Origin of the sequence: Streptococcus sp. 29896, assembly GCF_032594915.1 — a bacterium.
GTDB classification, from domain to species: domain Bacteria; phylum Bacillota; class Bacilli; order Lactobacillales; family Streptococcaceae; genus Streptococcus; species Streptococcus suivaginalis.
Genome location: NZ_CP118733.1, coordinates 664,894 through 686,729 on the forward strand (window position 1 = coordinate 664,894; position 21,836 = coordinate 686,729).

Below are 21,836 nucleotides of genomic sequence, written 5' to 3' on the forward strand. Positions count from 1 at the left end.
TTTTTATATAAGAAAGGATGAAAAAATGACAAAAGGCTTGTTGGTCATGGATGTTGATTCGACCTTGATTTTGGAAGAAGGTATCGATCTTTTAGGTGAAGAAGCTGGCGTAGGTGAAGAAGTCGCTGCTATTACAGAACGTGCAATGCGCGGGGAATTGGACTTTGAAGAAGCCTTGCGTGAACGAGTAGCCCTTTTGAAGGGCTTGCCCGTTACTGTGTTTGACCGTATCATGGAAAAGATTCATTTTACACCAGGAGCTGCGGACTTGGTTGCAGAATTAAAAAATCGTGGCTATAAGGTTGCCGTTGTTTCGGGTGGTTTTCATGAGACAGTTGATCGCTTGGCTGCCCAGTTGGAGTTAGACTACGTTCGTGCCAATCGTTTGGAAGTTGTAGATGGTCTTTTGACAGGACAGGTTTTGGGGGAAATTGTCACAAAAGAAACCAAGAAAGCCTGTTTAGAGGCTTGGGCAGTTGAAAATGGTTTGGAACTGTCTCAGACGATTGCTATGGGAGATGGAGCCAATGACCTTCCCATGATTCAGCGAGCAGGAATTGGCGTTGCTTTTTGTGCCAAACCGATTGTACAGGAACAGGCACCTTACCGCATCAATGAAAAAAATCTCTACAAACTGATAGAGATTTTGGATGGTAAATAATACGGAAGTCAGCAATCTGCTGGCTTTTTTGTTAGGATTCTAGCAAGAGATTCTGTAAATCTTCTACTTTTTGGACAATGAAATCTGCTCCAGCCTCCTCAAATTCTTTACGGTTACCATATCCGTAGAGAACACCGATGGAAGCGAGATGATTAGCCTTGGCACCTAAGATGTCATGTTCACGATCACCGACCATGATGGTTGATTGGCTACCGTGCCCCAATTGGTCTAAAGCATAGGTGATGATAGCTGCCTTATGAATGCGGCTACTATCCAGACTGGCACCTGCTATCACATCAAAATAATGTGCGATTCCAAAATGTTGAAGGATTTGCTTAGCAAAGATTTCTGGTTTTGAGGTAGCAATCGCTAACCTCTTCCCTGCTTGCTTAAGGTTTTCTAAGAGAGGAAGAATTCCATCGTAGAGTTGGTTTTCAAAGATTCCCTTTTCTTTAAAGTAGACTCGAAAAGCATCGACAGCAGCTTGAGTATCTGCTGGATTGAGTTGATAGAAGCGGGAAAACGACTCATAGAGTGGTGGACCAATGAATCGTTTTAAATTCTCTGGGTCTGGCTCATCAATGTTCATACTTTCAAGCGCATATGTGACTGAGTTGATGATACCCAGTCCAGAATCGGTCAAGGTTCCATCTAGGTCAAATAAAATTGTGTGATACATAGACACCTCCTATCATTAGTATAGCATAGAAAGTGGCCTGGTAACAGGAGTAACTTGAAAGGAGGAAAATGGACTGTTATACTATATCTAAAAGGGAGGTTTGAACATGCGTATCTTGATTGCACCAGACTCATTTAAAGAATCTCTTTCAGCCCTAGAAGTGGCTGAAGCGATTTGTAAGGGATTTTCAAAGGTTTATCCAAAAGCAGTTTTTGATTTGCTACCTTTAGGTGATGGGGGAGAAGGAACAGTTGCAAGTCTCGCCCATGCTCTTTCTTTGAAAGTGAAGCAAACGGTCGTGACTGGCCCCTTTGGAGATAAGGTAGAGGTTTCCTATGCTATGGGAGAGGGAATGGCTGTTTTTGAAATGGCTGCTATTGTGGGTTTAGCTTCTATCCCACTGTCCAAACGCAATCCCCTTGAAGTATCGACAAAAGGTATTGGAGAACTTTTGGTCCATCTAGTCCAAGCAGGAGCTCGACAGATCTATATTGGCATTGGTGGATCGGCCAGTCATGATGGCGGGATTGGCATGGCAGCAGGATTAGGTGTCCAATTTTTTGATGCTGACGATCAGGAATTGCCTGCAATTGGCGCCAGTCTCAGCAAGATCGCTCGTATCTCCCAAGCTAATTTGCAGATTGACCCTTCAAGCCTTCGAATTGATCTCATTACAGATGTGACCAATCCTCTCTGTGGTCCTGCAGGTGCAACTTATACATTTGCAGGGCAGAAAGGACTTTCTGCTTCACAGTTTCCACAGGTCGATCAGGCCATGCAGTCCTTTTACAAAATGGTCAATCCTGCTATTTTAGATCTGCCTGGAGCGGGAGCAGGAGGAGGGATGGCTGCAGGTTTGGTGCAGTTTGCTTGTGCCCATATCCAGACAGGTATTGATTTTGTCTTGGATCAGTTAGATTTTGATCAACATGTTGCTCAAGCTGATCTCGTTATTGTAGGCGAAGGACGGATGGATGCCCAGAGTTTGGCTGGAAAAACGCCAGTCGGGGTGGCAAGACGAACACCAATAGGGATTCCGATCATCGCCATTTGTGGTAGCTTAAAGGATGACCTTCCCGATTTTCCTTTTGAAAAAATCTGCGCTGCATTTCCTATAATCTCTGAAGTGGATAGTTTGGAAAACACACTCGAAAATGCAGAAAAAAACCTGATCCGCACAGCGGAACAGGTGGCAAGAATTCTTCAGTTAGGAGGTCAACAAAAATGGAATTTGTGAAACATGTGGCCATTATTGTATTCATTTTTATTTGTATTCTTAAGCTAGTATCCCTTATGAAACTGCTCAAAAATGAAAGAGGAACAGAAATGAATCTAATAAAGGCAAATTGAGTAATGTTCTTTTTCAATGAAAAAAATGAAAGAGGCAGATTGCTAGGAATTCTTAGTCTAACCGGTATTATTCTCGTTTTAGTATGTGTCCTACTTTATTGATAATAAAGACTAACCAAATAATTTTTTCCAGAAAGAGGTTTTTTGCTCTTCCTTTTTCTCTTCTTGTTTGACAAGATTTGGGAAGACGGCTTCTAGGCTAATATCTTCTTGATCGACTGCATGATCTGTATGAAAGACTAGGGCATAAGGAGAATGCCCCACTTTTTCATCGATGATAGAAGTAGTTAGTCCCAGAGATTGCGCTGTCTTAATAATGGCAACTTGCAATCTGTCTGACAGGCTTGGAGACAGCTTCAATGTGAGAGGCTGGAAGCGGACACTTAGATCTCTGCACAGGATTGGTAGCTTATCTTGAAAAGTTTGTGACTGCACTTGGTCAAAGGTCAAGATGAGGACGACTCGTTCTCTAAAGGTGCCCATGTAGATGCGTTGTTGGTCTGGATCAAGGCGTGTTTCGCCACTTGCTTTTTGTAAAATTGTTTTTTGAATATCAGTCATGTCCTTAGTATAGCATAAAAAGGGACTGCTGAAAAGGCAAGCGTTTACATCCTTGGTTTCTGTAAAATAACCTGTTTTTTCTTGAAAAATCTGTATTTTTAGGGTATGATAGCTATGTAACAATTTTAAACTCAAAGGAGAGTAATATAATGTCAATTATTACTGATGTTTACGCTCGCGAAGTCCTTGACTCACGCGGTAACCCTACACTTGAAGTTGAAGTTTATACTGAATCAGGTGCTTTCGGACGTGGTATGGTTCCTTCAGGAGCTTCTACTGGTGAGCACGAAGCAGTTGAACTTCGCGACGGTGACAAGTCTCGTTACCTTGGTCTTGGTACACAAAAAGCTGTTGACAACGTAAATAACGTGATTGCTGACGCTATCATCGGTTATGACGTTCGTGATCAACAAGCTATCGACCGCGCTATGATCGCTCTTGACGGTACTCCTAACAAAGGTAAATTGGGTGCAAACGCAATCCTTGGTGTTTCTATCGCTGTTGCGCGTGCAGCTGCTGACTACCTTGAAGTGCCACTTTACACTTACCTTGGCGGATTCAACACTAAAGTATTGCCAACTCCAATGATGAACATCATCAACGGTGGTTCACACTCAGACGCTCCAATCGCTTTCCAAGAATTCATGATCTTGCCAGTTGGCGCTCCTTCATTCAAAGAAGGTCTTCGTTGGGGTGCTGAAGTATTCCACGCTTTGAAGAAAATCTTGAAAGCTCGTGGTTTGGTAACAGCTGTTGGTGACGAAGGTGGTTTCGCTCCTAAGTTCGAAGGAACTGAAGACGGTGTTGAAACAATCATCGAAGCTATCGAAGCTGCTGGTTACGAAGCTGGCGAAAACGGCATCATGATCGGTTTCGACTGTGCGTCATCTGAGTTCTACGACAAAGAGCGTAAAGTTTACGACTACACTAAATTCGAAGGCGAAGGCGCTGCTGTTCGTACATCTGCAGAGCAAATCGACTACCTTGAAGAATTGGTTAACAAATACCCAATCATCACTATCGAAGATGGTATGGATGAAAACGACTGGGATGGTTGGAAAGCACTTACTGAGCGTCTTGGTAAACGCGTTCAATTGGTTGGTGACGACTTCTTCGTAACAAACACTGACTACCTTGCACGTGGTATCAAAGAAGGTGCTGCTAACTCAATCCTTATCAAAGTTAACCAAATCGGTACTCTTACTGAAACATTTGAAGCTATCGAAATGGCTAAAGAAGCTGGCTACACTGCAGTTGTATCACACCGTTCAGGTGAAACTGAAGATTCAACAATCGCTGACATCGCAGTTGCAACTAACGCTGGCCAAATCAAGACAGGTTCATTGTCACGTACAGACCGTATCGCTAAATACAACCAATTGCTTCGTATCGAAGATCAATTGGGTGAAGTTGCAGTCTACAAAGGCTTGAACTCATTCTACAACTTGAAAAAATAAATTAGTACAGTGTACTAATTTATCCCCGAGCTAGTATAGCGAGGGTTATAATAAGAACAAGTCTGGAAATTTCCAGGCTTGTTTTTCGTAGTACAGTGTACTAATTTATTTCAGAGCTTGTATGGCGAAGTGAAGTAATACTCTTAAGGTTAATCTGTACTCCAAAAGTTCGATAGAAAATTTAACTTTAGGTGCTATTTTTATGAAATTGAACTAATAAAACAAAGTAAAAGTTTATGAACAATGTCAAAGTGGTCAATCAAGACATTTATCTACTTTTACAAATAGATACAGAATAAACAATGTCCAGAGCGTGAAGTACACCACCTCCAGAATTAAAGATGGAAGTGATTGATGAAGTTCTAATTGTTGGTCACTCTCTTAATCAAGTAGCTCTTGATTATGCTCTTACAAATCAAGGAACTCTTCCAAAGTGGATAGCACAATACAAGAAAAACGGGTATACTTTTCTTGAAAAAAGAGGAGGTCACTAATAATGAGGTGTAAATAAAAGAAGACTTAGGAAGAGACGACAAAGTTGGAGAGATTTCAGAAGGAAAATGAACGCTGCTCACTGAGGTGGTTTACCAAAAATCGGATTTGTATTTTAGCTTTGCACCTTTGCACCTTTGCAAAATATGTGGGTATATTCTGAAATTGTTGATATCTAGTTGATTGTGTGATATAATTTTCCCAAGCACAAGTGATAGTATAGAAGGAGTACACCTTGATAGAGGTAGCCACGGTGCGAATCCGTGTCATTGTGCTTATCTGCCCCTTTTAGGGGCTTTTTATTTTTCTCGAGAGTTATAGTAGGGGCTGTATCATATGTTAGATTTACATTGCATAAAAGATGTTATATTGTTTAATTTTGGTATCAAAATATAGTACTTGATAAGCATGGTATAATAAAAATAAATGTAACTAATAAGATGCCCTAGAACAGAAACAAACTTCTCAAAGCATAAAAAATTGAAAAGTCTTTTACAAAATTGCAAGATATAAAACTCATAGAACAACTGCTATTCCAATGTTTCTAATAGTTATTGATTTTCACCATAAATAAAAAAAGATTGAAGAAAATCGTTCAAAATGGACTTTTTCTTCAATCTGAAACTAGGCTTAATAACCTAGTTTTCTATATTAAAACAAACCTTTTACCTTGTCCAAAAGACCGCTTACGCCTTCTGTACCAGATAAGAGACCTTTTGCTTGCTCAAGGTATTCACCGAATTGATCTTTGTTTTCTTCGATAAATTGTTTTGCGCCGTCAAAGTCTTTGTTTGCAATCAAATCTTTTACTTGATTTAACAAATCTGTTGGATTCATGTTCTTCACCTCCTATATCATAATTCAACCATAAATAGAGCGATTTCACAAGCATTTAGTCTTGAGGAAATGTCACGCAAACAGCTTCTGGGATTTGGACGTCATTTGAGATGGCCCAGAGTTTTCCAGTTGCTTCTTCGCGTGAAAAGATGACGATATTATCTGAATCCTGATGGGCGACTAGGAGAAATTTTTCATCTGGGCTCAGAGCGAAATCCCGAGGAGTTTTTCCATGTGTTGGCACAATTTCGACTAATTCCAAGCTGGCATCTCCCAAAGTTCGGTACACAGCAATGGAATCATGACCGCGGTTAGAGGCATAAACATACTGACCATCTTTTGTAATCCGGATAGCAGCTGTGCCATTGAAACCCTGGTAGTCTGAAGGGAGTGTTGAGATGGTTTGCATCCGCTCAAAATAACCAAGTCCGTCATAAATCAGTACTTCAATTGTAGAATTTAGCTCACAAATCAAATAGGCTAATTTGGTGTAGGGATGAAAGACAATATGACGGGGACCAGCACCAGCTTGTGCCTGATAGGTTGTTTTCTTTTCTAATTTTCCTTGGTCAGAGACAGCATAGGTGATGACTTGATCGGTTCCCAAATCACAGGTTACTAAGAATTTGTCAGGGGTTAGGTCGGCAAAATGAACGTGGGGAGAAGCTTGATTTTCATGTGGTCCAGATCCTGTATGGACAGCTGAATCCGTTAATTCCAGACTGCCGTCTTCCAAACGTTTATAGACTAAAACTTGCCCCTTATGGTAGTTGGCCCCATAAACTAGTTGTCGTTCTTCGTCGACAGCTACATAGCAAAGCGGTGCCCCTTCTTCAACAACGTGATTGAGAGGTGTCAGATCTGCAGTGAAAGCGGCAATCCCACCTAACCCTTGCTCTGCACCAACGGAATAAAGGCTTCCATCTTTAGCAAAGGCCAGATAAGTAGGGTTTGGTTCGTTGGCAACTAGGCGAGGATTGCTGAGCTGACCACTCGCCTCATCGAAATCTGCTGCATAAATACCCTTTGAGTCTCGTTTCGTATAGGTTCCAAAATAAACTGTCATGTTGGTCTCCTTTTTCTAAACTGGCTTTATTATAGCACATTTTTCCTTAAGGAATGCTTAGAAAGTCGTATTTCCATTTTCAAAAAAATTGGAGAAAATGGTACAATAGAAACAAAGAAAGTGAGGTAAATATGGAAGACAAGCAATCACGATTTAGTCAAACCTGGCTTTACAAATGGATTATCAATAATCAAGCGGTCAGCTTTTTTCTAGTGACCCTTTTAATTCTCTCTTCCCTCTTTGTTTTCACCAAGGTTAGTTTTATCTTCAGTCCTTTGGCAGATTTTCTCTCCATTATTCTCCTGCCTATGCTATTGACTGGTCTGCTGTATTATTTGCTCAATCCCTTGGTTGACCTGTTTGAAAAGTATAAATTTTCGCGTACTGTGGGAATCAGTATCCTGTTTGTACTGATTGCGCTCTTGCTGGTGTGGGGACTGGCTGTTGCCATTCCTAGCGCACAGACCCAGATCATGTCCTTTATGCGCAATCTCCCTGGCTACATTGCTGAAATCGAAGGGATTGCGACCAAGCTACTGGAGAATGAACAGTTTGCTCAATTCCGTCCAACAGCCTTGGAACAGTTGAACAAACTAAATGATCAAATCATGACCTTTGCTCGGAATATGTCAACCAGTGCTGTCAATTGGGCCAGCAATCTGATTTCGACTGCCTCGCAAATTATCGTTTCTATCTTAATCATGCCCTTTATCCTCTTTTATCTCTTACGGGATGGAAATCAGGTGAAAGGCAATATCATCAAATTTTTACCGACCAAGTGGCGGTCGCCAATCGGCCAAGTCTTGACGGATGTCAATAGCCAGTTGGCAAACTATGTGAGAGGGCAGGTGACAGTGGCGATGATTGTTGCCTTCATGTTCTCTGTCATGTTTTCCATCATCGGTTTGAATTATCCGATTACCCTTGGAATTGTGGCTGGCTTTTTGAATTTAATTCCTTATCTTGGTTCATTTTTGGCCATGATTCCAGCTGTTATTTTAGGGATTATTGCTGGACCGTTTATGTTGATCAAGGTTTTGATTGTCTTTATGGTGGAACAAACCATCGAAGGACGTTTTGTAACGCCATTGATTATCGGTTCATCCTTGAGCATCCATCCGATTACCATTTTGTTTGTCTTGTTGACGGCTGGTCAGATGTATGGTGTTTTGGGTGTTTTGTTGGGAATTCCAATCTACGCTTCGATCAAGGTAGTCGTCAAGGCTATTTTTGAATGGTATAAAGCTTATAGTGGTCTCTATGAAGAAGAAGGAGAAATAGAAGAAGTTCATGAACAATAGTGAAAAAATGTTGGCTTGTTTGGACCAGCAGGATTTAGATAAGGCAGATAAGTATTTCAAGCGCGCCTTGGTGCAGGATGATAGTGAAACGCTTTTGTCCTTGGCTGCCTATCTGGAAAGTATTGGTTTTTTCCCTCAGGCTGCACAAATCTATGACCAGCTCAAGGAAACCTATCCTGAGGTAGCCCTCAATCTGGCTCAGATTGCTTTTGAAGATGGCTTGGTTGAAGAAGCTTTCGGTTATTTGGAGGAAATTTCGGAAGACAGTCCTGCCTATGTGGAAGCCTTGTTGGTCAAAGCGGACTTGTATCAGGCAGAAGGCTTGTCAGATGTGGCGCGTGAGAAATTGTTAGAAGCAAGTCATTTGTCAGATGAACCTATTATCCTCTTTGGTTTGGCAGAGTTGGACATGGAATTGGAATTATTTAAGGAAGCCATTTCTTATTATGCCCAGCTGGATAATCGTGAAATTTACGAATTAACAGGAGTTTCTACCTACCAGCGAATTGGGCTTGCCTATGCCAGTTTAGGGAAATTTGAAGCGGCCATTGAATTTTTGGAAAAAGCTGTTGAGTTGGAATACGATGACCAGACAGTTTTTGAGTTAGCAGCTCTGCTATTTGAACGCGAAGAATACCAAAAGGCCAATCTCTATTTCAAGCAGCTGGATACCATCAATCCTGATTTTGAAGGCTATGAATATGCCTATGCTCAGTCGCTTCATGCCGAGCATAAATTAGAAGATGCCTTGGCTATGACTCAAAAAGGCTTAGCTAAAAATGACTTTGATGCCAATCTCTTGCTCCAGGCTTCACAGTATGCCTATGAATTGCATGATGAGGCGGGGGCAGAAGATTATCTTCTACGGGCAAAAGAGGTGGCAGATGATAGTAACGAACTAGCTCTACGCTTGTCCAATCTGTATCTTGAACAAGAGCGATTTGAAGAGGTTGTGGCTTTATTTGATGAAGAGGTAGATAACGTTCTAGCTCGCTGGAATATGGCCAAGGCCTATCAAGCTCTAGAAAGAGATGATGAAGCAATTGAGCTTTACGATGAATTGGCCGGAGAATTGGCTGAGAATCCTGAATTTTTGGCTGATTACGTAGCGGTTTTACGTCAACTTGGTCGTTTGGATGAGGCAAAAGAGCAAGCTAGTCGTTATATCCAATTGGTGCCAGACGATTTAGCCATGCAAGAATTTTTGAATGAAGAGTAGGTTATGCAAGTAAATCGATTATTTCAATACAATACACTCGGTGCCTTGATGGCAGGACTGTATGGCGGCTCCTTGACGGTTGGTGAATTGTTGGAACATGGTGATTTGGGCTTGGGAACCCTGGATTCCATTGACGGCGAGCTGATTGTCTTGGATGGAAAGGCCTATCAGGCCAAGGGAGCAGGGGAAAAACCAGAAGTGGTTGAAGTTCCTGCTGATATGAAGGTCCCCTATGCAGCGGTTATTTTTCACGAAGCAGAAGTCATTTTCAAACAACGCTTTGAAATGACTCATGAGGAATTGCACCAGCGAATTGAATCCTATTATGATGGGGAAAATCTTTTTCGCTCTATCAAAATCAAGGGGACTTTCGCTCGGATGCATGTCCGCATGATTCCAAAATCGGCTTCGGATGTTCGTTTTGCGGAAGTGGCTAGTCGCCAGCCTGAGTATACCGTTGAGAACATTTCAGGTACCATTGTTGGTATTTGGACACCAGAGATTTTCCATGGAGTCAGTGTGGCTGGCTATCATTTGCATTTTATTTCGGATGATTTGACCTTCGGTGGGCATGTCATGGACTATATTATTTCAGAAGGAATGGTGGAAGTGGGCCCAGTCGATCAGCTAGATCAACGCTTTCCAGTCCAAGACCGCCAGTATCTTTTCGCTAAGTTCAATGCTAAGGAAGTCAGAGAAGATATTGATAAGGCGGAGTAGATTTCAATACAGAAAAATCCATGAACTAGATTTTCATGGATTTTATTTTGTCTTCAGTTGGGGTGACGCGGAGGGTCTTCTGACCGCGGTAGGTCACAAATCCTGGCTTGCCACCTGTTGGCTTATGCAGTTTCTTGGCTTCAATCATATCGACTTGGACCAAGTTAGAATGCCTTGCCTTAGAGAAGTAGGCAGCCAGCTCCGCCGCGTCTGTCTTGACCTCGTCGCTTGGGTCCAAGTTATCTGTGATGACCACGTGACTGCCTGGAATGTCTTTGGCGTGGAACCAGAGTTCGCCTTTCTTGGCCATTTTGAAGGTCAACTCATCATTTTGCAGGTTATTTTTTCCGACCAGAATAATGGTCTTCCCGTCCGTCGCCAAGTATCGCTCAGGTTTCTGACGCTTATGGATTTTCTCACGGTGGCGACGTTTGAGGTAGCCTGTTTCAATCAGCTCTTCACGGATTTCATCGATCTCTGCCAGACTAGCCTGTCCCAGCATGGTATCAACGGACTCCAGATAGACAATGGTTGCCTTGGTTTCCTCAATCAAGTTGGTCAAGTGCTTGACCGCCTCCTTGAGTTTCTGGTACTTCTTGAAGTAACGCTGGGCATTTTGGCTAGGAGTCAAAGCCACGTCCAACTCAATCTCCAGCTCTTCGCCCGTATAGTAGTTGTCTAATCGCACACTCGGCTGGTCATTGGGCACCTGGTGCAGATAGGTGGTCAAGAGTTCACCCTTTTGCCGTACCAACTCCGCCGTCTCCGTATCCGCCAATTCCTGCTCTTGCTTGACCAACTTCTTGCGATTCTTCTCCAGCTCACTGGCCACCCGCTTGATCAGCTCATTGGCCTGCTGGGCCACCCGATCCCGCTCCGCCTTGTCCTGATAGTAGAAGTCTAGCAAACTGCTTAGACTCTCAAAGTGAGGCTGGTTTTCAGGGCTGTTGGCCAATGGCAGAGCAGTATAGGACTTGTCTGTCAGGTTAGGCTGTGTTGCCTGGTCAAAAAAGGCACGGAAGTTCTTCAGGCGGTCTGACTGCAAAAGACTAGCCAGTTCAGAAGCTGTATCCCGACCCAAACCTTGAAAGACCTGTTGGAGATTTTTTGGATTCAGTTCCTGAGTCGATAAGATTTCAAACAATTTCTCATCAGACACCGTATAAGGATTGAGAGAATGCGTCTCCGGTGGACGAATGTAGGTGGAGCCTGGCAAAATAGTTCGGTAAGAATTTTGTGAGAAACCGACGTGCTTGATTGCCTCGATAATCTTTTGTTCAGACTTATCGACCAAGATGATATTGCTGTGCTTGCCCATGATTTCCACAATCAAGGTAGCTTGGATATGGTCGCCAATCTCATCCTTGTTGGACACGGAAAATTCTAAGATGCGGTCATTGTCCAACTGACGGATGTCCTCGATAATGGCACCTTGTAAATATTTCCGCAGAATCATGGTAAAGGTATTGGGCACCTTGGGATTGGTAAACTCCGACTGGGTCAGCTGAACTCGACCGAAGACCGAATGGGCGGACAGGAGCAACTTATGGCTCTGACGGTTGCTGCGGATGTTGAGGACAATTTCCTGCTCAAAGGGCTGGTTGATTTTCTGAATCCGCCCACCTTCTAAATTGGCCTGTAACTCAGCCGTCATGTGATGTAAAAAAAATCCGTCAAAAGACATGGTTTTCCTCTTTCTAATCGCTTTAACTCAGTCTAGTATATCATATTTTGATGGTTTTTGAAGAGACCGGTAGTTCCTACTGACATAAAAAGTTTTCAGAAAATTTAATCAAAAGTATTGACAAAGACTGATGGATGCCGTATAATCGTCTGTAATCAGAAGAAGTAGTAAAGCAGAAGTCTTCAGGGAGCCTGTGGTACTGGGAACAGGTGGCGGAGTTTTATGAAATGGGCTGATGGGTATTGTTTATGGCGAGAACTAACGAAGGTTTCAGCCAAAACAGTCACGCAAATGAACTTAAAACAATGATAGTTCGGTCCGCACACCTTACAGTGCAACTCCTTGTTAGAGGAGATGAGATATGGGAGGATTCTAGACAATTCCCATAAGTGAGGTGGCACCGTGTCATTGACGCCCTCGCGTATTGTTTTTCAATATGCGGGGGCTTTTCCATTGTCTTCGTAGATTACTTTTATATTGCGTCACGTTCGGCTTGCCTGATTCAAACAGTCCAGTGGACTGTTTGAAGTCAATGCTTGAAAACGAGGAAGCATTGAGTTATGTTTGCGCATCCGTTCCTAATCTAAAAGCAATCTACTTTGACAATGATAGACATTACGAGGTAATCAAGATGAAACGATGGCGTAGCAGTAGATAGTTAGTTGCAAATGGTAGAATAGTTTTTGAAAAAGAAAGTAGGGAAGAATATGAAAAATAAAACATTATTAAGTGTTGTTACAGCCTTAGTAGTCTTGGTCATTGGAGCCTTTTTCTTCAATAAGCAAGAAGAAACAACTAGCAGTACAGATCAAACGCAGACAGTCAAGGTCGGTGTTCTCCAGTATGTGACCCATGATTCCTTGGATGAGATTTATAAGGGGATTGTGGCTGGTCTGAAAGAAGCAGGTTATGATGACACAAGTAACCTCACCATTGATTTTATGAACGCAGAAGGCGATCAGTCTCAAGTGCAAACCATGAGTAAAAAGTTGGTCGATAACGGCAATCAGCTCTTGATTGGTATCGCGACACCAGCCGCACAAGGATTGGCCAATGCGACGACAGAATTGCCCATCATCATGGGAGCGGTGACTGATCCAGTTGGAGCTAACTTGGTGACTGACTTGAACAAGCCTGGTGGCAATATCACCGGTGTATCAGACCAAACACCAGTAGCAGACGAGATTGAGCTGATTAAGGCTATCACACCAGATGCCAAAACAATCGGTGTTCTCTACTCTTCAAACGAAGACAATTCCAAATCCCAAGTTGCTGAATTCAAAACAGCAGCAGAGGCAGCTGGCTACACTGTCATTGAATACGCAGTGCCTTCTTCAAACGAAATCGCCTCAACAGTAGAAGTCGCAACTAGCAAGGTAGATGTTCTCTTCACGCCAGTTGATAACACGATCGCCTCAGCCTTCTCAACCGTCGTATCCGTTGCCAACAAGACAAAAACACCTGTTTACACCAGTGTAGAAGATATGGTAGAAGGTGGCGGTATCGCCTCTGTCACCCTCAGCCAGTACGACTTAGGTGTGGCAACAGGTAAAATGGCTGCGAAAATCCTTGACGGTGCAGATCCAGCGACCACTCCAGTGGAAATCTTCAATGAAGGCAGCGTCGTTGTCAACAAAACTGTCGCAGATGAACTTGGCTTGACCATTCCAGCAGACATCTTGGAATCTGCCAGCCGTATCATCGAGTAATCTTAGAAACGAGAATCTAGTATGATTGTATCCACTATCTCTCAGGCTCTGCTCTGGGCAATCCTGAGTCTTGGAATCTTTATGACCTTCCGTATCCTTAATTTTCCAGACATGACGACGGAAGGTTCCTTTCCTCTAGGAGGAGCGGTGGCAGTAACCCTCCTGACTCAAGGAGTGCATCCTGTCCTTGCCACAGGAGCAGCTGTCTTGGCGGGCTGTCTAGCTGGTTTGGTAACAGGCCTTCTCTACACCAAGGGAAAAATCCCGACCATTCTAGCGGGAATCTTGGTCATGTCCTCCTGTCACTCCGTCATGCTCTTCATCATGGGACGGGCCAATCTCGGCCTCCTCAATACGACGACTCTTCAGGATCTCCTGCCCTTCTCGGACACGCTCAATCAGCTCATCTTGGGCTTGGGAGCGGTTATCTTAGTCATCCTGGCTATGCTTTTCTTCCTCTATACTCGCTTGGGCCAGGCCTACATCGCCACAGGGGACAATTCCGATATGGCACGCAGCTTTGGCATCAACACCAGCCGCATGGAGCTCTTGGGTTTGGTCCTCTCGAACGGCATCATCGCCCTAGCGGGAGCCCTCATCGCCCAGCAGGAAGGCTACGCTGACGTATCTCGCGGAATCGGAGTCATCGTCGTTGGCTTGGCTAGCCTCATCATCGGAGAGGTTTTGTTTGATAATTTGACAATGGCAGAGCGGTTTATAGCGATTGTCGTAGGAGCGATTTTCTACCAGTTCTTGATTTTGGGAGTGATTTCCCTGGGTATCAACACCAGCTACCTCCGTATCTTCTCAGCGATTATCCTGGCTATCTGCCTCATGGTCCCTGAGTTGAAAAACAAACTACTGAAAGGAGCTAGCCTGACCAAATGAATGCAATCGTAGAATTAAAAAATGCCACAGTCGTGGTCAACAATGGTCTGGATCAGGAGCGGGTTATCCTAGATGATGTCAGTCTGACCATTTACCAGCATGATTTTATCACCATTCTGGGTGGAAATGGGGCTGGCAAATCAACTCTTTTCAATGTCATTGCAGGGACCCTTTCTCTGACCAAGGGCAGTATTTCCATTCTGGGAGAGGATGTGACCAAGTGGCCAGCAGAAAAGCGGGCCAAGTATCTGGCCCGTGTCTTCCAAGATCCAAAAATGGGTACAGCTCCGCGGATGACAGTCGCTGAAAACCTGCTCATCGCCAAATACCGTGGTCAGTCACGAGGCTTGGTCCCACGCCAGTTGCCCCAACACCTAGAAGACTTTGAGGCAACTCTGACCTTGATTGGCAATGGTTTGGAGAAGCACCTGACTACGCCAGCTGGTCTGCTGTCGGGCGGACAACGCCAGGCCTTGAGTTTGTTAATGGCGACCCTCAAGCAGCCAGAGCTCTTGCTCTTGGATGAGCATACGGCAGCCTTGGATCCCAAGACCAGCCAGTCTTTAATGGACTTGACGGATAACCTGATTGCCCAGCAAGAGTTGACGGCTCTTATGGTTACACACCAGATGGAAGATGCCCTTCGCTATGGCAATCGCCTGATTGTTATGAAGGACGGCAAGATCATCAAGGACTTGACCAAGAACCAGAAGGCCCAGATGAAGTTGGAGGATTACTATCGCTTATTTGAATGAGGTTGAGAAACCTCATTTTTCTTGTCAAGATAAAAGTGCTATGTTATACTGGTTTCAGGAGTTTGCCTATGAAATCAAGAATGTTCACCTATTGTTGTTTGTTATTGCTCTCCTTACCCCTACTGTTTGCCTGTCAATCTGAGACGGTCGAAATCAAGCGGGTGCCTATGGAGACCTCGGAGCTCTTTAGCCAGAAGGAAATCGATCAGGCCATTGAAACTACCATTGACTATGTAGACCGGCAGTTTGACTATTGCCAGTTGATTAGTTTAGGCTATGCAGGGGATGATGAGGAATGGTTTGATTCATGGGCGGAGCAGTATGGCGCAGATCAGGTCATTATTTTGACATCCAGTTTTCGGGTGGATGAAAATGCCACACAAACAGGTTTTGAACCGGGTGCGACCCATACGGGTTGGAACTGGATTCTGACACGGAAGGGGTCTGGGAAATGGACCGTTTCAGGCTATGGCTATTAAAATATGAAAATGAAAACTCTCTTTGCAGAGTTTTTTGTATTTTCTTATGAAAAGTTGTATAATATAGAAGATAGGCCCCTGTGCCAGACTGTAATTCGACTTGGGATTCCCAAGGACCGTTGGTAAGAAAATAAACATCATAGGAGAAACCATGAGTGATATAAAAATTATGGCTTTGGGTGGTGTGAGGGAAAACGGAAAAAACCTCTACATCGCTGAAGTAAAAAATAGCATCTTTATCTTAGATGCAGGTGCTAAGTACCCTGAAAATGAGCAGCTGGGTGTGGATGTAATTGTCCCAAACTTTGACTACCTAGTGGAAAACAAGGACCGAGTAGCGGGTGTCTTCTTGTCCCATGGACATGCGGATGCGATTGGCGCACTTCCTTATTTGCTGGAAAATGTGAAAGTGCCTGTCTTCGGTTCTCATTTAACCATCGAATTGGCCAAATTAGTGGTTAAAACCAACAATGCGACTAAGAAATTTAAAGATTTCCATATTATTAACGCTGACACAGAAATCGATTTTGGAGATTCTGTCGTGTCCTTCTTTAAGACCACTCACTCCATCCCTGAAAGTCTGGGAATCGTGATTAAAACGGACGAAGGCAACATCGTCTATACTGGTGATTTCAAGTTTGACCAGGCTGCTGATCCATTTTATCAGACGGATTTTGGACGTTTGGCTGAAATTGGTCGAGAGGGAGTGCTGGCGCTTCTGTCAGACTCTGCCAATGCGGATTCTAATGTGCAGGTTGCTAGCGGTCATGAAGTTGGCGAAGAGATTCTCAATACGATTGCTGATTGGGACGGTCGCGTCATCGTTGCGGCAGTAGCCAGCAACATCATCCGTATCCAACAGATTTTTGACGCAGCAGAAGTGACAGGCCGTCGCGTAGTCTTGACTGGTCACGATGTGGAAAATATCGTCCGTACGGCTATTCAACTCAAGAAGCTCCGCTTGGTCAGCGAAAAACTCTTGGTCAAACCTAAGGACATGGGCAAGTACGAGGACCATGAGCTGATTATTCTGGAAACGGGTCGTATGGGGGAGCCGCTCAATGGCTTGCGGAAGATGTCGATTGGCCGTCACCGCTATGTTGAGATCAAGGATGGCGATTTGGTCTATATCGTAACGACGCCAAGTATCTCCAAGGAAGCTGTGGTAGCGCGTGTGGAAAACATGATCTATCAGGCGGGCGGTATCGTCAAGTCCATCACGAAAAACCTGCGTGTGTCAGGACACGGGAATGCGCGTGATCTGCAACTCATGCTCAATATCCTCAAGCCCAAATACCTCTTCCCTGTCCAAGGGGAGTACCGTCAGCTAGATGCTCATGCTAAAGCTGCGCTTGAGATTGGTATGTACCCAGAGAATATCATCATCGTCAAACGTGGGGATGTCATGGCTTTTGAAGAAGGAGACTTTGTCCACAGCGGATCCGTTCCAGCGGGCGATGTCATGATCGATGGAAATGCGATTGGTGATGTGGGCAATATCGTCTTGCGCGACCGGAAGATTTTATCAGAGGATGGTATTTTCATCGTGGCTTTGACGGTCAATCGTCGTGAGAAGAAGATTATTTCCAAGGCTAAGGTCAATACCAGAGGCTTTGTCTATGTGAAGAAAAGCAAGGATATCTTGCGTGAATCTGCTGATTTGGTCAATACTACCGTGGAAAATTATTTTACCAAGGATAACTTTGATTGGGCAGAATTGAAAGCGGCTGTCCGTGATGACCTGGCCAAATATCTCTTCGACCAAACCAAACGTCGTCCAGCTATCCTTCCGGTTATCATGGAAGTGCGGTAGTTCTTTGATAAATATAGTACAGAGGCCGGGTTTTCCTGGCCTTTCTTAAAAAGAAAAGGAGTTTGTTGATGGCAATTATGCGTATCGAATACCATTCAGAAGTTTTGGACATGAGCCGCCAGGTCAATGTCCTCTATCCTGATCGTAACCGTGTCGAAAATCCAGAGGATACTGACATTCCTGTTCTCTATCTTTTGCATGGGATGGGAGGCAATCAAGATTCCTGGCTCAATCGCTCAACCATAGAACGATTGGTACGCTATACCAATCTCATCGTTGTCATGGTTAATACGGACAAGGGCTGGTACTCCAATACGACCTATGGCATGAATTATTATGATGCCATTGCAGAGGAGTTGCCGCAGGTTCTCAAACGATTCTTCCCCAATATGTCCAGCAAGCGGGAGAAGAATTTTATCGCAGGCTTGTCTATGGGAGGTTATGGGGCCTTTAAAATTGCCCTTTCGACCAATCGTTTTTCCTATGCCGCTTCCTTGTCTGGCGCCCTCTACTTTGACTTTGACAATCCTGCATCGGCTGAACTGGGGAGTCCTGCTTATTGGCAGGGCGTCTTCGGAGATTTGTCTAATGGAGCGACTAATCCAAATAGTCTGCAAAATATTGCCAAATTGTCTGATAAGAAAACCAAGCTCTATGCCTGGTGTGGTGAGGAAGATTTTCTTTTTGAAGGTCACCAACTGGCAGTCGCAGATTTGACCGAGGCGGGCTTTGACCTGGAAGCCAGTCATGGGCCAGGCAAGCATGAATGGTATTACTGGAATCAGCAGATTGAAAAGGTCTTGGCCTGGTTGCCAATTGATTTTGAATTGGAAGAAAGATTGTCCTGATTTAAGAAAAGTTTCAGAAAAGATTGCTAAACTATCTCCTAATACGCAAGATTGGGGAGTTGTTTATGCCTTTGATAAAAGGAATTGTTCGATTTATTTGGACCACGATTTGGTCGTTTATTTGGTTAACTATTGTGGTGGGTCTATGCCTTGTCGGACTCTTGTTTTATGTAGAGGGTCAGGCAGCACCTCAAGTACTTCAAAGTATTGTGGTTCAAGCCAAGGAAGTTGTGACAGGTCAGGTTGCAATCGATTTGTCATCTGGTTTAGATACCATTACTCATTTGGCGACAGATCAGGTCAATGAATCGGCTTCTAGCCGTTGGGAAACCAATGCAGCTACGGTCTATATCGACACGACTGATCCGACTTTTGTGGAGGCTTATCAAACAGCCATTGCCAACTGGAATGCCACAGGTGCCTTTACATTTACCTTGGTTGATAATGCCAGCCAGGCGGATATTATTGCGACAGAGATGAACGATTCAACCAGTCGTGCTGCTGGGGAAGCAGAATCAACGACCAATTTATTAACGAATTATTTTGATTCAGTCACAGTAAAATTAAATGCTTATTATCTCTACAATTCAGAATATGCTTATGATTTTGACCGAATCGTCCACACGGCAGAGCACGAGTTGGGGCACGCCATTGGCCTGTCACACGATGATAGCCAAGAATCGGTCATGGAATCTGCAGGATCCTATCACGGTATTCAGGAAACAGATATCCAAGCAGTATTAACACTTTACGGATTAAATTAGAAGGAAAAGACATGTTGCGTTCACTTATTTCAACCATTAAACGGTATCCAGAGCAAGCTCTTCTCTTCATCTACAATGCAGGGATTTTTGCCTGGTTGCAAACCACCAGCCATACCATTATGGAGCAGATTGGACTGGATAGTTCTTGGGCGGATAAAATTCCAGCCCCTCTTAAGGCTCTTACAGGTGCTAGTATTGGTGCCATGCAAGAATTGCTTTCATCATCAGCCTGGGGTTGGTTGATTGTCTCCATGATTCTGATGTTGATTGTTCACTTTGTAAAAGGCTTGATTAAATTTATTTTGACCCTTGCCATTATTCTTGGGGGTCTCTATCTCTTCTGGCAAAACAAAGAATTGCTCCAGGGCTTGGTTTAATGGTGCTTTGTACAATCTTATCTACTTGGTAGATAAGATTTTTTCTTTGCTACAAGCGGGTTTGATTTGGCATATTTCCTTCCTCCAGCCTTACAATTTATGGTACAATATTGCTATGATTATTCTAAGTGGAAACAAGATTGAACGCTCTTTTGCGGGCGAAGTATTATTTAACAATATCAACATTCAAGTCGATGAACGGGATCGGATTGCCCTTGTCGGAAAAAATGGCGCAGGCAAGTCCACCTTGCTAAAAATCCTTGTCGGAGAAGAAGCAGCGACCAGCGGTGACATTTCAACCAAGCGTGATTTGTCCCTTTCTTACCTGGCACAGGACAGCCGTTTTGAGTCGGCAAATACTATCTACGATGAAATGCTTCATGTTTTTGACGATCTGCGGATGACGGAGAAACGCCTGCGGTCTATGGAAGAGCAAATGGGCAGTTTGTCTGGTAGTGAACTTGACCAGCTGATGAAAACATATGATAGTCTGTCGGAGGAATTTCGTCTGGCAGGTGGCTTTAACTATGAGGCGGATATCCGTGCTATTTTGAATGGTTTCAAGTTTGACCATACCATGTGGGACATGAAGATTTCCGAACTCTCAGGTGGTCAAAATACTCGACTTGCTCTGGCAAAAATGCTTCTTGAAAGCCCAGAACTCTTGGTCCTGGACGAGCCAACCAACCACCTGGACATTGAAACCATTGCTTGGTTGGAAAACTACCTAGTGCATTACAAGGGAGCCTTGATTATCGTCAGCCATGACCGCTATTTCTTGGACAAGGTGGCGACACTGACACTGGACTTGACCAAGCATTCCTTGGATCGCTATGTGGGCAATTATTCTCAGTTTGTTGAGCTGAAGGAGCAGAAGTTGCAGACTGAGTTGCAGAACTATGAAAAGCAGCAGAAGGAAATTGCCAAGTTAGAAGATTTTGTCCAGAAAAATATCGTCCGTGCTTCGACCACCAAGCGTGCTCAGGCTAGACGCAAGCAGTTGGAAAAGATGGAGCGACTGGACAAGCCAACAACTGGTCAGAAGTCGGCCAACATGACCTTCCAGTCGGACAAGACTTCTGGCAATATCGTCTTGACAGTGGAAAATGCTGCGGTTGGTTACGATGGAGATATCCTTTCTCAGCCCATTTCTATTGACCAACGGAAACTCGATGCCATTGCCATTGTCGGTCCGAATGGAATCGGAAAAACAACCCTGCTCAAATCCATCATCGGAGCTCTGCCATTTATCAAAGGGGAAGCCAAGCTAGGAGCCAATGTGGAAGTGGGCTACTACGATCAGACCCAGTCGGCCCTGACGCCTTCCAACACGGTCTTGGAGGAGCTCTGGTCCGCCTTTCCAACCACGCCTGAAGTGGAAATCCGCAACCGCCTTGGAGCTTTTCTCTTCTCAGGTGACGATGTCAAAAAGTCTGTCTCTATGCTATCGGGTGGGGAAAAAGCCCGCCTGCTCCTCGCCAAGCTGTCTATGGAAAATAACAACTTCCTCATCCTCGACGAGCCGACCAACCACCTGGACATCGACAGCAAGGAAGTGCTGGAAAATGCCCTCATCGACTTTGACGGCACCCTGCTTTTTGTCAGCCACGACCGCTATTTCATCAACCGCGTCGCCACCAAGGTCCTGGAAATCTCGGAAACAGGCTCCACGCTCTACTTGGGCGACTATGATTATTATCTGGAGAAAAAGGCAGAGCAGGAAACAGAATTCCAGCCTGACCAGCTAGAAAGTACCAGCCAATCAGCCGGAGCCATGGACTACCAAGCCCAAAAGGAAAACCAAAAAGAGCAACGCAAACTGGTTCGCCGCATCGAGCAAATCGAGGCAGAAATCGAGACCATCGAAAACCGCCTGAGCGAGCTCAACCAAGCCATGCTAGAAACCAATGATATCGGACAGCTGACCGATTACCAGAAAGAAATCGATCAATTGACTGCCCAACAAGAAAACCTCATGGAAGAATGGGAAGCATTATCCGAGCAGATAGGTTAGGTTGACAGGGAGTTGACAGTCTGTCAGAAACGCTATCAAATCAAGCCTGCAAGCAGGTCTTGCGATGAAAAAAGTCTGCCGCAAGATGACCTTGCGGCAAAATATCTCATTCGCAAGCCAGCCTTTCTTGGCAAAGATCGATCGACAAGCTAAGATAAAGTC

Annotated in this window: 20 protein-coding genes and 1 pseudogene; 16 read left to right on the forward strand and 5 right to left on the reverse strand. The window is 44.2% G+C overall.

Going from position 1 to position 21,836, the window contains the following annotated elements; genetic code table 11:
• The first annotated feature begins 25 nt into the window (after nt 1-25).
• A complete protein-coding gene (gene serB / locus PXH68_RS03160) occupies nt 26-661 on the forward strand; it encodes a phosphoserine phosphatase SerB (RefSeq protein WP_248027459.1) in 636 nt (211 codons plus the stop codon).
• A 31-nt stretch (nt 662-692) separates the two neighbouring features.
• Here the strand turns inward: serB and PXH68_RS03165 are convergent, their stop codons facing one another.
• The gene (locus PXH68_RS03165; protein ID WP_205030548.1) at nt 693-1,340 is read right to left on the reverse strand and encodes an HAD family hydrolase; all 648 of its coding nucleotides are present in this window, start codon (nt 1,338-1,340) and stop codon (nt 693-695) included.
• A 106-nt stretch (nt 1,341-1,446) separates the two neighbouring features.
• Here PXH68_RS03165 and PXH68_RS03170 point away from each other — a divergent pair, with 106 nt between their 5' ends.
• Nucleotides 1,447-2,577 (forward strand): glycerate kinase family protein, encoded by a 1,131-nt coding sequence (locus tag PXH68_RS03170; protein WP_248027457.1) that lies wholly within the window; start codon nt 1,447-1,449, stop codon nt 2,575-2,577.
• Nucleotides 2,578-2,801: 224 nt separating this feature from the next.
• On the opposite strand, the gene PXH68_RS03175 is transcribed toward PXH68_RS03170, so the two are convergent.
• Nucleotides 2,802-3,251, reverse strand: a complete 450-nt coding sequence (locus PXH68_RS03175; RefSeq protein ID WP_248027456.1) for a DUF1694 domain-containing protein — start codon at nt 3,249-3,251, stop codon at nt 2,802-2,804.
• Nucleotides 3,252-3,400: 149 nt separating this feature from the next.
• On the opposite strand from PXH68_RS03175, the gene eno reads away from it, so the two are divergent.
• Nucleotides 3,401-4,708 (forward strand): surface-displayed alpha-enolase, encoded by a 1,308-nt coding sequence (eno, locus tag PXH68_RS03180; RefSeq protein WP_099871461.1) that lies wholly within the window; start codon nt 3,401-3,403, stop codon nt 4,706-4,708.
• 326 nt (nt 4,709-5,034) lie between these two features.
• A pseudogene (locus PXH68_RS03185) lies at nt 5,035-5,199 on the forward strand (transposase); the annotation flags it as partial.
• Between the two features lie 652 nt (nt 5,200-5,851).
• Here the strand turns inward: PXH68_RS03185 and PXH68_RS03190 are convergent.
• Both PXH68_RS03190 and PXH68_RS03195 read right to left on the reverse strand, forming a co-directional pair.
• On the reverse strand, nt 5,852-6,037 hold the full coding sequence (locus PXH68_RS03190; protein ID WP_158454439.1) for a hypothetical protein: 186 nt from the start codon (nt 6,035-6,037) through the stop codon (nt 5,852-5,854).
• Nucleotides 6,038-6,092: 55 nt separating this feature from the next.
• Nucleotides 6,093-7,103: a lactonase family protein gene (locus PXH68_RS03195; RefSeq protein WP_205030552.1), complete on the reverse strand. Its 1,011-nt coding sequence runs from the start codon at nt 7,101-7,103 to the stop codon at nt 6,093-6,095.
• A 131-nt stretch (nt 7,104-7,234) separates the two neighbouring features.
• Between PXH68_RS03195 and PXH68_RS03200 the strand changes: the two genes are divergently transcribed.
• The 3 genes from PXH68_RS03200 to budA are packed head-to-tail and all read left to right on the forward strand — an operon-like array spanning nt 7,235 to nt 10,343.
• The gene (locus tag PXH68_RS03200; protein WP_248027454.1) at nt 7,235-8,404 is read left to right on the forward strand and encodes an AI-2E family transporter; all 1,170 of its coding nucleotides are present in this window, start codon (nt 7,235-7,237) and stop codon (nt 8,402-8,404) included.
• Nucleotides 8,394-9,623: a tetratricopeptide repeat protein gene (locus PXH68_RS03205; RefSeq protein ID WP_248027452.1), complete on the forward strand. Its 1,230-nt coding sequence runs from the start codon at nt 8,394-8,396 to the stop codon at nt 9,621-9,623. Before PXH68_RS03200 ends, PXH68_RS03205 begins: the two co-directional genes overlap by 11 nt.
• Before the next feature lie 3 nt (nt 9,624-9,626).
• Complete coding sequence (budA, locus tag PXH68_RS03210) at nt 9,627-10,343, forward strand: acetolactate decarboxylase (protein WP_248027450.1); 717 nt, start codon at nt 9,627-9,629, stop codon at nt 10,341-10,343.
• A 25-nt stretch (nt 10,344-10,368) separates the two neighbouring features.
• Here budA and PXH68_RS03215 read toward each other — a convergent pair whose 3' ends face one another.
• Nucleotides 10,369-12,027 (reverse strand): Rqc2 family fibronectin-binding protein, encoded by a 1,659-nt coding sequence (locus PXH68_RS03215; RefSeq protein WP_248027448.1) that lies wholly within the window; start codon nt 12,025-12,027, stop codon nt 10,369-10,371.
• A gap of 707 nt (nt 12,028-12,734) precedes the next feature.
• On the opposite strand from PXH68_RS03215, the gene trpX reads away from it, so the two are divergent.
• The 9 genes from trpX to PXH68_RS03260 all read left to right on the forward strand — a co-directional run bounded on the left by trpX (nt 12,735) and on the right by PXH68_RS03260 (nt 21,674).
• Nucleotides 12,735-13,736 (forward strand): tryptophan ABC transporter substrate-binding protein, encoded by a 1,002-nt coding sequence (trpX, locus tag PXH68_RS03220; protein ID WP_248027446.1) that lies wholly within the window; start codon nt 12,735-12,737, stop codon nt 13,734-13,736.
• Between the two features lie 21 nt (nt 13,737-13,757).
• Entirely contained in the window at nt 13,758-14,624 is an 867-nt protein-coding gene (locus PXH68_RS03225; RefSeq protein WP_248027444.1) for an ABC transporter permease, read from the forward strand.
• A complete protein-coding gene (locus tag PXH68_RS03230; protein ID WP_248027442.1) occupies nt 14,621-15,379 on the forward strand; it encodes an ABC transporter ATP-binding protein in 759 nt (252 codons plus the stop codon). The genes PXH68_RS03225 and PXH68_RS03230 overlap by 4 nt, the downstream gene beginning before the upstream one ends.
• A 68-nt stretch (nt 15,380-15,447) precedes the next feature.
• Nucleotides 15,448-15,858, forward strand: a complete 411-nt coding sequence (locus PXH68_RS03235; protein WP_248027440.1) for a hypothetical protein — start codon at nt 15,448-15,450, stop codon at nt 15,856-15,858.
• A 151-nt stretch (nt 15,859-16,009) separates the two neighbouring features.
• A complete protein-coding gene (locus tag PXH68_RS03240; protein WP_248027438.1) occupies nt 16,010-17,671 on the forward strand; it encodes a ribonuclease J in 1,662 nt (553 codons plus the stop codon).
• 68 nt (nt 17,672-17,739) lie between these two features.
• Nucleotides 17,740-18,519 carry an alpha/beta hydrolase gene (locus tag PXH68_RS03245; RefSeq protein ID WP_248027437.1) on the forward strand — a complete coding sequence of 260 codons (780 nt, stop codon included), beginning with the start codon at nt 17,740-17,742 and terminating at the stop codon, nt 18,517-18,519.
• Nucleotides 18,520-18,584: 65 nt separating this feature from the next.
• Entirely contained in the window at nt 18,585-19,283 is a 699-nt protein-coding gene (locus PXH68_RS03250; protein WP_248027434.1) for a M57 family metalloprotease, read from the forward strand.
• An 11-nt stretch (nt 19,284-19,294) separates the two neighbouring features.
• A complete protein-coding gene (locus PXH68_RS03255) occupies nt 19,295-19,660 on the forward strand; it encodes a hypothetical protein (RefSeq protein ID WP_158454461.1) in 366 nt (121 codons plus the stop codon).
• A 115-nt stretch (nt 19,661-19,775) separates the two neighbouring features.
• Complete coding sequence (locus PXH68_RS03260; RefSeq protein ID WP_248027598.1) at nt 19,776-21,674, forward strand: ABC-F family ATP-binding cassette domain-containing protein; 1,899 nt, start codon at nt 19,776-19,778, stop codon at nt 21,672-21,674.
• The last annotated feature ends 162 nt before the right edge of the window (nt 21,675-21,836 follow it).

What these genes read in the sequence shown, in the direction of transcription:
- serB (WP_248027459.1), top strand. Translation starts at nt 26, where the DNA reads ATGACAAAAGGCTTGTTGGTCATGGATGTTGATTCGACCTTGATTTTG.
- PXH68_RS03165 (WP_205030548.1), bottom strand. Translation starts at nt 1,340, where the DNA reads ATGTATCACACAATTTTATTTGACCTAGATGGAACCTTGACCGATTCT.
- PXH68_RS03170 (WP_248027457.1), top strand. Translation starts at nt 1,447, where the DNA reads ATGCGTATCTTGATTGCACCAGACTCATTTAAAGAATCTCTTTCAGCC.
- PXH68_RS03175 (WP_248027456.1), bottom strand. Translation starts at nt 3,251, where the DNA reads ATGACTGATATTCAAAAAACAATTTTACAAAAAGCAAGTGGCGAAACA.
- eno (WP_099871461.1), top strand. Translation starts at nt 3,401, where the DNA reads ATGTCAATTATTACTGATGTTTACGCTCGCGAAGTCCTTGACTCACGC.
- PXH68_RS03190 (WP_158454439.1), bottom strand. Translation starts at nt 6,037, where the DNA reads ATGAATCCAACAGATTTGTTAAATCAAGTAAAAGATTTGATTGCAAAC.
- PXH68_RS03195 (WP_205030552.1), bottom strand. Translation starts at nt 7,103, where the DNA reads ATGACAGTTTATTTTGGAACCTATACGAAACGAGACTCAAAGGGTATT.
- PXH68_RS03200 (WP_248027454.1), top strand. Translation starts at nt 7,235, where the DNA reads ATGGAAGACAAGCAATCACGATTTAGTCAAACCTGGCTTTACAAATGG.
- PXH68_RS03205 (WP_248027452.1), top strand. Translation starts at nt 8,394, where the DNA reads ATGAACAATAGTGAAAAAATGTTGGCTTGTTTGGACCAGCAGGATTTA.
- budA (WP_248027450.1), top strand. Translation starts at nt 9,627, where the DNA reads ATGCAAGTAAATCGATTATTTCAATACAATACACTCGGTGCCTTGATG.
- PXH68_RS03215 (WP_248027448.1), bottom strand. Translation starts at nt 12,027, where the DNA reads ATGTCTTTTGACGGATTTTTTTTACATCACATGACGGCTGAGTTACAG.
- trpX (WP_248027446.1), top strand. Translation starts at nt 12,735, where the DNA reads ATGAAAAATAAAACATTATTAAGTGTTGTTACAGCCTTAGTAGTCTTG.
- PXH68_RS03225 (WP_248027444.1), top strand. Translation starts at nt 13,758, where the DNA reads ATGATTGTATCCACTATCTCTCAGGCTCTGCTCTGGGCAATCCTGAGT.
- PXH68_RS03230 (WP_248027442.1), top strand. Translation starts at nt 14,621, where the DNA reads ATGAATGCAATCGTAGAATTAAAAAATGCCACAGTCGTGGTCAACAAT.
- PXH68_RS03235 (WP_248027440.1), top strand. Translation starts at nt 15,448, where the DNA reads ATGAAATCAAGAATGTTCACCTATTGTTGTTTGTTATTGCTCTCCTTA.
- PXH68_RS03240 (WP_248027438.1), top strand. Translation starts at nt 16,010, where the DNA reads ATGAGTGATATAAAAATTATGGCTTTGGGTGGTGTGAGGGAAAACGGA.
- PXH68_RS03245 (WP_248027437.1), top strand. Translation starts at nt 17,740, where the DNA reads ATGGCAATTATGCGTATCGAATACCATTCAGAAGTTTTGGACATGAGC.
- PXH68_RS03250 (WP_248027434.1), top strand. Translation starts at nt 18,585, where the DNA reads ATGCCTTTGATAAAAGGAATTGTTCGATTTATTTGGACCACGATTTGG.
- PXH68_RS03255 (WP_158454461.1), top strand. Translation starts at nt 19,295, where the DNA reads ATGTTGCGTTCACTTATTTCAACCATTAAACGGTATCCAGAGCAAGCT.
- PXH68_RS03260 (WP_248027598.1), top strand. Translation starts at nt 19,776, where the DNA reads ATGATTATTCTAAGTGGAAACAAGATTGAACGCTCTTTTGCGGGCGAA.